Raw genomic sequence first — 12,306 nt, 5'->3', positions numbered from 1 at the left:
TCTTCCCTTTGGAAACCCATTTCATGTAAGCGTTTTTAAAATTGTCCATAATAAGAATAATTATTGAAAAGAGCAAAATACATAGTATTAATCACTACCTGTTATTAAAAGATCATCCCTCACTGTTATTAATAACTTTTTATCAGCGATAGCTTGTCCTTCTACTACTTCTAATGATTCGATATATCCACTGATTCCTACTTTAATTTCTACTTTCTGTTTATCTATTGTTTCAATTAACGCTAATTTCTCCCACTCGTATACGTAAGAACTTTCCGTAACAAATAACTTCTCTACTTTCCCGTAACAAGGACTATACACGCCTTCTATAACCATCTTCACTTTATAAACTCCTCCTTCTTATTAATCGGTACTGAAACGTTGCATATCCCTCCTTTAGAGATTTCAACTATTATTTATGCAAAATGCGTACCAATCTCCAATTCCTATTTAAAATGAAGGTTTCTCAAAAAAAAATCTTCATAACCGCAAAATTTTTCTATCATTTGAGAAGTTTTAAAGGGAAAATAGCAAAAAAATTTTGCGATTTTATAAGAATTTTAATAAAATTATAAAAAGTCAGTCTTCATAGGGTGAAATGAGGAGAAGATAATCTATGCGTACAGAAGAAATTAATTTTAAACAGATCATTGAAATGAATATGCTATATGAAACTTTACTCAATGAGCTCGATATCGGGATTCATATTATTAATGAGGAAAGTAAAACGATTATCTATAACCGCAAAATGATGGAAATTGAATCAATGGAACGCTCAGATGTGCTATATAAAAGTCCTTTAGAAGTATTCGCATTTGAAGAAAATAAAAATAGTACTCTAATAGAGGCATTAAAATTAGGAAAAACAAACAAAAATATAAAACAAACGTATTTTAACAATAAAGGGCAAGAAATTACAACAATTAACAATACTTTCCCTATAATAGAAAACGGAAAAATTAAAGGCGCTATTGAAATTTCAACAGAGATTAGCCATTTCAAACAAACAATGAAAACGAACCTTTCTCGAAAACAAAATAATAAGTTTACCTTTGATCACATAATCGGTGATTCTAATGCTATTCAATCTGTCATTACAGAAGCAAAGAGAGTAATTCGTACATCCTCCTCCATACTTCTCGTAGGAGAAACAGGGACCGGTAAAGAACTATTTGCACAAAGTATCCATAATGAAAGTCAACGTTCAACAAAACCATTTATTTCACAAAACTGTGCCGCTATACCTGATACACTCATGGAAAGCTTATTATTTGGTACGAACCGAGGTGCATTTACAGGAGCTATCGATAAAGCTGGTTTATTTGAAGAAGCAAACGGAGGAACTTTGTTATTAGATGAGATCAACTCATTAAGTCCAGCACTTCAAGCGAAGTTACTGCGAGCTATACAAGAAAAAACAATACGAAGAATCGGAGGCACACAAGAAAAAGAAATTGATGTTCGTATTATAGCAACTATTAATGAAGATCCTCTTGAAGCTATTACACATAATCGATTACGGGAAGACTTATATTACCGATTAAGCGTCGTTACTTTATGTCTCCCGCCTTTACGTGAACGAAAAGAAGATATTCCTGATCTTGTGCAGCACTTTATCGAAAAGTACAACATTCAATTTGGACTTGGCGTAACGGATCTAGATGTACATGTAAGAGAATTCTTGTATGCATATGATTGGCCTGGAAACGTACGAGAATTGGAACATATCATTGAAGGTTCGATGAATTTAGTTGAAGATGAAAATATCATTACAGCGTTTCATCTTCCCACTCGCTTTCGTGAACAAATAAAAAAAGAATTCAATATGCAACCTTCCCTAACTAATAACGAGGATGATGCACCTAAAACGTTAAAGCACACAATAGAGACAATGGAGAAGAACTACATCAATCAAATTCTGACAGAGTATCACGGTAATATCTCACAGGCTGCAAAGTTTTTAGGATTAAGTAGGCAAAACTTACAATATCGAATTAAAAAATTGCATTTACACATATGAAATGAAACTTTAATCAAATGTAGGATGAATCCGCTTCCAAGCGCAAATAAAAATTGGTAAAATATGCCGAAATAAACATATAACATACTAGAAAGGAACGATATATATGAGTAATGATAACAAATTAAAGTTATTACAATACTTAGCCTTCTTCCCTACCCTTGTATGTATGATGTTACTAGTTGATATGAATGCTTATCCTTATGCAAAACTATTAGCAACAATTAGCGGCTCCTTTGCAGCTATTATGCTTGCTGCTTTTTGGAATTTGAAGATACGTATGAAGAAAGAAAAATCTTCTTAATGCCAAAACAATAAAAAAATCGAGCTTACACAGCTCGATTTTTTTATTGTTTATTAAAATTCAACATTCTCCAAATACAATCCACTCGCCTCAGCAAGGCAATTAATTTGATTACGTTGTTTTTCCTCTAAAATATTTGGGATTGCGTCCGCATCTAATTGTCCTAATCCAACTTCAATTAATGCTCCAACAATTTTTCGTACCATGTTATGAAGGAATCCGTTACCACTTACTCTAATTTGTACAAATCCTGCTTCTTCCATCACTTCAAGTGTATATACTTCTCGAACCATAGACTTTTTCTTTGATTTCGCATTTGAAAAAGCAGTAAAGTCATGTGAACCAACTAAATGTTTCGCAGCTTCTTTCATGCTTTTCACATTTAATTTTTTATTCACATGCATGCTGTATTTACGCATAAATGGATTTGTATGCTCTTCATTCCAAATTTTATAAAGATATGTTTTTGCTTTAGAATTGTAACGAGCATGGAAGCGTTCTTGTACTTCTTCTACATTCGTAATGCTAATATCGTTGGGTAAATATTGATTTAAATATTTTTTCACTTTATGTTCCACTAACTTCTCATCACTTTGAAAGTTAGCAACTTGATTCAAAGCATGTACACCCGCATCTGTTCTACTACAACCGATAATTTCAATTTCTTTTCCGATCATTTCAGATATGACACTCTCGATTTTTCCTTGAATTGTATTATCGTTATTACCGAGACGTTGCCATCCTTTAAAACGTGCACCATCGTACTGAATCGTTAATTTATAATTATTCATTTTACTCTCCTTCATAGAAAATATTCCCTCATATCGTGAGGGAATATGAATAAACTTTACTTTCTAACAAGCTTCACTACATTTTCTACATGGGCTGTATGTGGGAACATATCAACTGGTTGTACATATTCCACTTCATAACTCTTCATTAATGCTTGTACATCACGTGCTAATGAAGAAGGATTACAAGATACGTAAACAACTTGTTTTGGTTTCACTTTTAAAATTGTTTCCAGTAATTTATCATCGCAACCTGTACGAGGTGGATCGACAACAATTACATCTGGACGCCATCCTTCTTTTACCCATTTCGGTAACCATTGTTCAGCTTTACCTGCTTCATATTTCGTATTTGTAAATCCGTGACGCTTCGCATTTTTTCTTGCATCTTCAATCGCTTCTGGAATTACATCCATACCACGTACTTCCGCTGCATCATTTGCAAGCCAAAGACCGATTGTACCAACACCACAATAAGCATCTACAATTTTCTCATCGCCTGTTAAAGCAGCTGCTTTTTTCGCTTCATCGTATAAAACAACTGTTTGTTCTGGATTTAACTGGAAGAATGCACGTGCTGATAATTCAAATGATAAATCACCTAGTGTTTCTTGAATTACTTCTTTTCCAGCTAATTTAAATGTTTTATCACCGAAAATAACAGATGTTTTACGCCAGTTTACGTTTTGCATAATTGATCTAACAGCTGGCATCTGTTTTTGTACTTCTGCGATAAATTGATCTTTATTTGGTAATTCTTCTTTTGTTGTAATAAGTGTAACTTGTACTTCCCCTGTTTGAACTGCAGTACGTGTCACAATTGTGCGTACTAAACCCTTTTGTTTTTTCTCATTGTAAATAGAAACATTTAATTTTTCTAATATACGTCTTACAACTTTTGTCGCTTCATTCGTTGCTTTATGTTGAATCATACAGTGAGCAATATCAATTAACTGATGTGAGTTTTGCTTATACAGCCCTGTAATAACCTTTTCGTCTTTACGTCCCACTTGTAATTGACTCTTATTACGATAATGCCATGGGTTTTCCATACCAAGCGTTGGACGAATTTTTTCTTCCAAACTGTTGTTCATATACTTCTCGAATGCTTGTACAACGATATCACGCTTTTGATTTAATTGTTCTTTATAATCTAAATGTTGCAGCTGACAACCGCCACACTCTTCATATACCGGACATGGTGCTTTCACACGATGTGGTGAAGCTTTACGAACTTTTTTCACTTTCGCTTCAGCGAAGCCACGCTGAATTTTCGTTGTTTCAGCAACAACTTCTTCTCCTGGTAATGCCCCTGGAATGAAAACAACTTGTCTCTTAAAATAACCAACGCCTTCTCCGTTAATCCCAAGACGTTTAATTGTCACAGGAAACGTTTGACCAACTTCCAACTTACTCTCATGTTGCTTTTGTATCATTATTACACCTCTACTCTATACTTTTCCATAAATATAACGCTGCATAACTGCAGTATGGTTCACACTCTTGTTTCACTTTTTCTAAAAATGCATCATCAGGTTTATCAGCTAATTGAAATACACCTTGCACTGCACGCTGAATCCCAATGTCCGCTTTCGGAAACATATTTTTCCGTCCAAGCCCAAACATTAAAAAATTTTGCACTGTCCATGTACCAATCCCCCTAATTGGTAACAATTGTGCGGAAACCTCTTCATCCGCCCTGGTTTCTATACTCGCTAAATTTAATGTACCGCTGACAATACTTCGACCTAACCCTACTATATATTCAGCCTTTCGCTGACTAAACTTCTGCTCTCTCAATTCTTCTATTGAAATATTTGCTACTATTTCTGGAGTGGGGAAAAAGAATACACCGTTCTTCTCTGTTCCATATCGTTTCACAAACTGTTCTGTTAACACAGTAGCAAATTTCAAATTTATTTGTTGATGAATGATACAGCGAAGAAGACAAGCAAAATAATCAAACTCTAAAATAATTGGAGTATAAGCATATGTTTCAAATAGTGGACGTAATGATGTGTTTAAAAAATGATTTTGTATATCTTGAAACGGTTCATTCCAATGAAAAATGGCCCTCATTCGTTTCATGACTTTCTCTTGATCTCCTGCCTGACTAGAGATCCAAAACTGTGGATTTTGAACAGTACCAATCCCTTGCAAGCGAACAACAATCTGTTCCTCGTCTATACAAAGCGGGACATAAAGGACTTTCTCATCTAATTGAATGACGTTAAGAGGATCAAAAGATAAACGTTTTAATACTTCTTCAAAATGATACGGATACTCTAACGTAACATGTTCGCTCCACATACGTTTCCCCATCCTTTTTACACATCATTATAGCATGAGAAAACCGCAAGCATACATGCTTACGGTTGATTGCTTTTTACTAAGTCATCTAGACTTTTAAAATGATACCCTTTCTCGCGCAAATCATCAATGATTTTCGCAAGTGCTTCTGCATTATCTTTTGATATTGCATGAAGTAATAAAACAGATCCTGGATGAATCATCGTCATTACATTATTATGTGCATATTGCCATCCTCTTTGCTCGTCCACTTTCCAATCCAAAAATGCAAGTGACCAAAATACATTATAATAGCCCATTTCTTTCGTAAGAGCCAATGTTCTTTCACTAAATACGCCGCGCGGCGGACGTACATATTTTACTTCTTTTTGCCCCGTTACTTTTTTAATCTCTTCCGTTACACTCGTTAATTCTTCACGAAGTTTCGCATCATTTACCGTTGTAAAATCAGGATGACTCCACGAATGGTTTCCAATAATATGTCCTTCATCCTTCATTCTTAATAACAAATCTTTTTGTGTTTTAATATAATGACCCGTTACAAAGAAAGTTGCCGGTACTTTTTTCTCTTTTAATACATCTAAGATTTTCCCTGTGTATCCATTCTCGTAACCATTATCGAATGTTAAATAAATATCTTTTTTCTTTGTATCCCCTAAATAAAACCCACCATTTTTTTGTAATAAATCTGTGTATAACTTTCCTGCATCTGGTACTGTTTCATTTTTAGGACGCGGGATTCCCCAGTTATGTGGAGTATTTGTATAAGCTAATGCTGAAACTGGAACAAGTGCCATCATAATTGAAAAAATGAGACCGATATATAACCATTTATATTTCATAAATAGTCTCCTTTCCATATATAATCGTACTTGTAGTTTCTGTTGCCGTGCATTCTTTCATGCTGAACATGTTTTTCTATATATACCAAAAAAATGCATCTCGAATCATTCGAGATGCATTTTTGTTTACTTAAATACTGGCTCTTTAAAGCTAGCTAATTTTTCAAGTGATGTTTTATCAACATCTGCATGTAAGCTATTACCATGAGAATCCATCGTTACAACTGCTTTAAATCCTTCGATACGTAAATGCCACATCGCCTCTGGAATACCAAATTGTAAGAAATCAACATCTTTTACTTCTTTAATACATTCAGCATAATATTGCGCTGCACCGCCAATTGCATTTAAATATACACCACCGTGCTCTTCTAAAGCCGCTAATGTTTTTGCACCCATACCACCTTTTCCAATGACAGCGCGAATACCGAATTTCTTCATAATATCACCTTGGTACGGTTCTTCACGAATACTTGTCGTTGGACCTGCCGCTTTAATTTGCCAGTTTTCATTTTCATCTTTCACGACAACTGGACCACAGTGATAAATAACTTGTCCTTTTAAATCTACTGGACAATCGTTATCCATTAAATGCTTATGGATTGCGTCACGACCTGTATACATCATGCCATTAATTGTTACAACATCACCAACGCGAAGTTCACGAATTTGCTCTTCTGTAATTGGTGCTTGTAATACAATCTCACGTTGCTCTGTTTTTTCTTGCGCTTCTTGCTGAAGTGTATCCTCACCTTCTTGATATAGCCAATCCATAATTTCACCTGTTTCAGGATGGATTGTTACGCCAAGGCGGCGATATGCCCAGCAATTATACGCAACAGATACGTAGAAACTAGCTGGCAGACGATTATACACGCCAATTTTACAACCAAGTAAAGTTGTTTCTCCGCCAAATCCCATCGTACCAATGCCAAGCTTATTCGCATTTTCTAATACGTACTCTTCAAGTTTTTGTAACTCTGGTACTGGATTGACATCATCTAATGTACGGAATAATTGATTTTTTGCTAATTCGTAACCTGATGTGCGGTCTCCCCCGATACCAACACCAATTACACCTGCACTACAGCCTTGACCTTGCGCTTGATATACAGCATGAAGAAGGCATTTACGAATTCCTTCTAAATCACGGCCAGCGCGTCCAAGTCCTTCTAATTCACACGGTAAGCTATACTGAATATTTTTATTCTCACAGCCACCACCCTTTAGAATTAAGCGTGCATCAATATAATCTTTTTCCCATTGTTCAAACTTAATAACCGGTGTACCTGGTCCTAAATTATTTCCACTATTGTCTCCAAAAAGAGAATCAACAGAATTAGGACGAAGTTTACCATCTTTTGTCGCCCGCTCAAGCGCATTATAGATAGCTTCCTTCAACTTTAATTGATTCACACCAACTGGTGTATAAATTTTAAACGTTGGCATCCCTGTATCTTGGCAAATTGGCGAGATGTTATCATCAGCCATTTTAATATTATTCGTAATTGTGCCAAGTGCCATCGCAGAACGAGTCCCTGAATTTTCTCGTTCTTTCGCTTGTTGAATCGCACGACGAACATCTTTCGGTAAGTTCGTTGACGTTTCAACAATTAGTTGATACATGCTTTCTTGAAGCTTTTCCATTGTTACTTCCCCCTCAATTGTGAACGCTACCAAAACGTTATGAGCTGAAAATTCCATTTTTATGCTCTTCAGCTTTTTATTTGTTTCACGCTATTAAAGCATAAATGAAATTTTTCACAACTTGATTATACCTTTTTTTCTACCGTCCTTCTATTATCCATACAGAAAAAGGCTGCCAATTTTGCATTGGCAGCCTTTTTAATATATTATTCGTCTTTTTTAAATTGCTCACATTTTAATTCTAATTCATCTAACATCGCAAGAAGACGATCTACATCTTCTAACTCTACTTCTTCAGGTTCAATTGTATCAATTACTTCAATGAACATATTTAAACGTTCTTTTAAATATACTAGTTGTGAATCTTTATCTTCAATTGCTTTTCCCATGAAGGCACTCTCCTTTTAATTCGAGTTGCTTTTATTATACCGCAAAAATGATTGCTATGGGCATGAAATTTCATCAATTTTGTCCCAGTCATTCATTCAAATGTAAGCCCTCTCTCTTTTTTCACAAAAAAGTTTCACTTTATAAAAAGTACATATTCTTCTATTATAGAGAATGGACAAATTGTTATTTCAATAGTCAAAGGAGTATTTCATATGACGATATCACAAAAAATGAAGCCGATTACTCCTTCTTACGATCCATGGGAAGCGTATATGGACCTTGAAGAGTACGGCAAACTACTATTAACAAACGTTGAGTTTACAACGACAACGTTATGCAATATGCGTTGCGAGCATTGTGCTGTTGGTTACACATTACAGCCGAAAGATCCAAATCCGCTTCCGATGGAGCTTTTATTAAAAAGATTAGATGAGATTCCTCATTTACGTTCTTTAAGTATTACTGGCGGAGAACCAATGCTTTCAAAGAAATCCGTCGACAACTATGTAACACCACTCTTAAAATACGCCCATGAACGAGGCGTTCGCACTCAAATCAACTCAAACTTAACTATAGATTTAGCACGTTACGAACAAATTATTCCGTATTTAGACGTATTGCATATATCTCATAACTGGGGAACAATTGATGACTTCGTTGAAGGTGGATTTGCAATGATGGAACGTAAACCTACTTATGAACAACGTGCAAAACTATTTGAACGAATGATTACAAATAGTAAAGCTCTATCAGATGCCGGTGTACTCGTATCAGCCGAAACGATGCTGAATAAAAGAACTCTACCACATATGGAACATATTCATCGTCAAATTGTTGAAGAAATGGGCTGTAAACGTCATGAAGTACATCCGATGTATCCAAGTGACTTCGCGAGTAATCTAGAAATTTTAACAAAAGCTGAAATTCGTGATGCCATTGAGCATTTACTAGAAATTCGCGATGAAAATGTATGGATGTTATTTGGGACTTTACCTTTCTACGCTTGTAGCGATGACGAGCGAGACATCGCCACATTTAAGAAATTACAAGAAAGCAAAAATGTAACAGTTCGTAACGATCCCGATGGCCGTTCTCGTTTAAACGTTAACATTTTCGATGGAAATATTATTGTAACTGATTTCGGTGACGTTCCTCTTCTAGGTAACGTACAAACAAACACACTACAAGAAGCGTATGACAAATGGAGTGCTTCAAAAACAGCACAATCATTAAGCTGTCACTGTCCTGCTGTTAAATGCCTCGGACCGAATGTTCTTGTAAAAAACAGCTACTATCCAACAGAAGATTTCTTATCAAAAACAGCAAATATTACATTCTAAATAAAAACGTCAGCTTATAAGCTGACGTTTTTTCATATTATTGCGAGTGAGAAGAAGATATGAATTTAAAATATAAATGATCATGAATTGGAATAGCAGCCCCAATTCCTTGTGAGGTAATATTTTTTACAACAAGCCTTTTTTGATTTCCTTTTAATACAAGGTATACTTCTCCAAACGTCACTTTTCCTTTTTCATTTACTGCCGGCGTATAAGCATATAAATATCCAAGTTGACTCGGGCTAATATTATACACACGCTCATGTCCTGTACCATAACCAATGGTCGTTTTAAATGAAAGTGGCAATTGTACTTTTTCAAGTGCTTTGAGAAGCATCATTTTTTTCACATCTGTGGCATCTTTCATATCTGCTGTTAAATCGCCTTCAACCGTCTTTTGCGTTTCTTGCTTATAGCGTAACGGATATAAGCGATCTCCTCCGCGATTATCGTACACATTGCGATTTACTTGTTTATATTCCCAATTAATCGATGTATCAACCGATTCATAATTCAAAGCCCATTGACCTAAATAAATCTTCGCTCGGTACCCTACCGCAAGCGGCGCATTCGAAATTGTCGTTTCATTAAACATTCGAATTAAGTCCGGATTTTCAATTTTAATATTTGCTGTTTTCAATAGTTCTTGAGCAAACTTACTCGGCTGTAAACGCGGCAAATCTTGCGCATCATTTGGAAACGTATTGTCTTTAGAAATATTTAAAACAGATGAAGGCATTTTTGTTTCTACCGTTGTCTTTGCAAAACTCATGTTAGGAAATAATAGAATAAACGAGACCATAGTTGAAAGACATATGCTGTATACTCGTTTCACCTGTCTGGCTCCTTCCTACGTAAAGGTATATATACTACTTTTTTTATTGTTTTCTCTCAATACAATTGTTATGCCTATTTTTCATAATAAATAAAAACCAATTCCCATAATGACATACGCCGCTAATAAAGTACCGCCTTCAAACCAATTTGTATCTCCATCATTTGAAATCGCAATCGTTAAGAAAACAGCTGTAATCATAGAAACAAGTTCTGGTATTGTAAATACTAAAGGCATCCTTTGTGCAAAGAACATAGAAAGCAGTACTAATGCAGGAGCAACAAACATGGCAATTTGCAACGTAGAACCGACTGCAATTTCAACTGCAATATTTACTTTATTTTTATACGCCATAATAATTGCAGATGCATGTTCCGCTGCATTCCCAACAATTGCAACGATAATAACCCCTATAAATAACTCTGACCAACCAAATGACTTTGCAACTGTCTCAAATGTATGCACAAGCGCCTCTGACACATAAGCTACCGCAATTGTCGCTATTGCTAAAATGAGTAGCGCTTTACCTTTCGACCACTCTGGTTCTTCCTCATGAGCTACTTCATCCGTTTTATGTTGATATACACCACGATGCGTAACGAGCTTAAATAGCAGTGCAGCAAGGTACATAATAATCATAATGATAGAAACACCGATACTTAATTGATACGTCTTTCCAGCATCCATCTTCATTGAAAAAATCTCTGGAATAACAAAAGCTACTACTACCGCAAAGATTAATAAAGCTGAATTATGCCTTGCATCATATACATTAAAACTTTGTCTTTTGTATTTAAGCCCTCCTATAAAGAAGGATAGCCCTCCTACTAATAATAAATTCCCAAGTACAGAACCCGTTAAAGAGGCTAATACAACCTCAATTAATCCCGCCTGAAGTGCAAAAATCGAAATAATTAGTTCAACAGCATTACCAAAAGTAGCATTTAATAATCCGCCTATTCTAGGTCCAGAGACAATTGCCAAACTTTCTGTCGCTCTCCCCATAAAACCCGCTAAGGCGATAATAGTAATGCAATACACAGCGAACATAATTGTTTGAGGCCAATGAAGCATTTTTCCAAGTACAGAAAGTGGTACCCCGATTAGCGCTACTATAAGAAATATTTTATTAAACATGCTTTTCATCCTTCCATCGTATGTATTTCTCCTCGATATTATTATTATTCTTCTCCTAACTTGTCCGATTTCATCACAATTACGTTTAAAAAATCGGATTGAAGAAAACAGTATAAAAGATATTTAAATTATCTTGTTTAAACGGAGAAAACAATAAATTATGAACAGGGGTTAAAAGCATGCATTTAAAAGAAAAAATTGAAACTATTATTTGCGGTCAACGAACTGGTGTATTATCTACTGTACGTGAAAATAAACCTCATAGTACCTTTATGATGTTTTTCCACGAAGATTTTGTGTTATATGTTGCAACAGATCGGAAATCAAAAAAGATAACAGATATCGAAAACAATCCAAATGTACATGTACTACTTGGACGTGAAGGAAAAAAATTAGATGAAGATTATATTGAAGTTGAAGGCTTAGCCTCCATCGAGGAAGACTCCACATTAAAAAACAAGTTTTGGAATAATAGCTTAAAACGCTGGTTACTTGGTCCTGAAGACCCTAATTACGTATTAATAAAAATCAATCCCGACACAATTTATTACATCGATGGTGCTGGTACGACGGAGCCCGAGTTTTTACGACTATAAAATAAAACAAGCCCCCTTTGAAGTGACCCCTGTCAAGTAGACAGTATTCAAAAAACACAACTAAGCAACCTGAGTTCTATATTTATATGGACTC

The 12,306-nt window shown here is 35.3% G+C and carries 13 protein-coding genes; 4 read left to right on the top strand and 9 right to left on the bottom strand.

What is annotated here, in order from left to right; genetic code table 11:
* Positions 1 to 87: 87 nt before the first annotated feature.
* A complete protein-coding gene (locus tag JDS82_RS25895; protein WP_000784766.1) occupies positions 88 to 342 on the bottom strand; it encodes a biotin/lipoyl-containing protein in 255 nt (84 codons plus the stop codon).
* Positions 343 to 616: 274 nt separating this feature from the next.
* On the opposite strand from JDS82_RS25895, the gene JDS82_RS25890 reads away from it, so the two are divergent.
* Both JDS82_RS25890 and JDS82_RS25885 read left to right on the top strand, forming a co-directional pair.
* Positions 617 to 2,020 carry a sigma-54 interaction domain-containing protein gene (locus JDS82_RS25890; RefSeq protein ID WP_098201038.1) on the top strand — a complete coding sequence of 468 codons (1,404 nt, stop codon included), beginning with the start codon at positions 617 to 619 and terminating at the stop codon, positions 2,018 to 2,020.
* A 106-nt stretch (positions 2,021 to 2,126) separates the two neighbouring features.
* Positions 2,127 to 2,324, top strand: coding sequence for a hypothetical protein (locus JDS82_RS25885; RefSeq protein WP_000063921.1), 198 nt, complete (start codon positions 2,127 to 2,129; stop codon positions 2,322 to 2,324).
* Positions 2,325 to 2,377: 53 nt separating this feature from the next.
* On the opposite strand, the gene truA is transcribed toward JDS82_RS25885, so the two are convergent.
* The 6 genes from truA to JDS82_RS25855 all read right to left on the bottom strand — a co-directional run bounded on the left by truA (position 2,378) and on the right by JDS82_RS25855 (position 8,303).
* Complete coding sequence (gene truA, locus JDS82_RS25880; RefSeq protein ID WP_061672578.1) at positions 2,378 to 3,115, bottom strand: tRNA pseudouridine(38-40) synthase TruA; 738 nt, start codon at positions 3,113 to 3,115, stop codon at positions 2,378 to 2,380.
* Positions 3,116 to 3,171: 56 nt separating this feature from the next.
* On the bottom strand, positions 3,172 to 4,551 hold the full coding sequence (gene rlmD / locus JDS82_RS25875; RefSeq protein WP_088057240.1) for a 23S rRNA (uracil(1939)-C(5))-methyltransferase RlmD: 1,380 nt from the start codon (positions 4,549 to 4,551) through the stop codon (positions 3,172 to 3,174).
* A 10-nt stretch (positions 4,552 to 4,561) separates the two neighbouring features.
* A complete protein-coding gene (locus JDS82_RS25870; RefSeq protein ID WP_048559744.1) occupies positions 4,562 to 5,425 on the bottom strand; it encodes a DNA-3-methyladenine glycosylase family protein in 864 nt (287 codons plus the stop codon).
* Positions 5,426 to 5,484: 59 nt separating this feature from the next.
* Complete coding sequence (gene pdaA / locus JDS82_RS25865) at positions 5,485 to 6,267, bottom strand: delta-lactam-biosynthetic de-N-acetylase (protein ID WP_000875958.1); 783 nt, start codon at positions 6,265 to 6,267, stop codon at positions 5,485 to 5,487.
* 126 nt (positions 6,268 to 6,393) lie between these two features.
* Complete coding sequence (fumA, locus tag JDS82_RS25860) at positions 6,394 to 7,914, bottom strand: class I fumarate hydratase (protein WP_097815304.1); 1,521 nt, start codon at positions 7,912 to 7,914, stop codon at positions 6,394 to 6,396.
* Between the two features lie 206 nt (positions 7,915 to 8,120).
* On the bottom strand, positions 8,121 to 8,303 hold the full coding sequence (locus JDS82_RS25855; RefSeq protein ID WP_000513547.1) for an SE1561 family protein: 183 nt from the start codon (positions 8,301 to 8,303) through the stop codon (positions 8,121 to 8,123).
* Positions 8,304 to 8,516: 213 nt separating this feature from the next.
* On the opposite strand from JDS82_RS25855, the gene yfkAB reads away from it, so the two are divergent.
* Positions 8,517 to 9,644 (top strand): radical SAM/CxCxxxxC motif protein YfkAB, encoded by a 1,128-nt coding sequence (gene yfkAB, locus JDS82_RS25850; RefSeq protein ID WP_048559742.1) that lies wholly within the window; start codon positions 8,517 to 8,519, stop codon positions 9,642 to 9,644.
* 37 nt (positions 9,645 to 9,681) lie between these two features.
* On the opposite strand, the gene JDS82_RS25845 is transcribed toward yfkAB, so the two are convergent.
* A complete protein-coding gene (locus JDS82_RS25845; protein WP_048559741.1) occupies positions 9,682 to 10,479 on the bottom strand; it encodes a YfkD famly protein in 798 nt (265 codons plus the stop codon).
* A gap of 81 nt (positions 10,480 to 10,560) precedes the next feature.
* On the bottom strand, positions 10,561 to 11,616 hold the full coding sequence (gene cax, locus JDS82_RS25840) for a calcium/proton exchanger (RefSeq protein WP_199714150.1): 1,056 nt from the start codon (positions 11,614 to 11,616) through the stop codon (positions 10,561 to 10,563).
* A 179-nt stretch (positions 11,617 to 11,795) separates the two neighbouring features.
* Between cax and JDS82_RS25835 the strand changes: the two genes are divergently transcribed.
* Positions 11,796 to 12,212: a pyridoxamine 5'-phosphate oxidase family protein gene (locus tag JDS82_RS25835; RefSeq protein ID WP_000550224.1), complete on the top strand. Its 417-nt coding sequence runs from the start codon at positions 11,796 to 11,798 to the stop codon at positions 12,210 to 12,212.
* Positions 12,213 to 12,306: the final 94 nt, after the last annotated feature.

This window comes from Bacillus cereus group sp. N14, from assembly GCF_016483555.1.
GTDB classification, from domain to species: Bacteria; Bacillota; Bacilli; order Bacillales; family Bacillaceae_G; genus Bacillus_A; species Bacillus_A wiedmannii.
The sequence above is the reverse complement of the archived record's forward strand: the minus strand, read 5'-3'. Positions and strand labels throughout refer to the sequence as shown.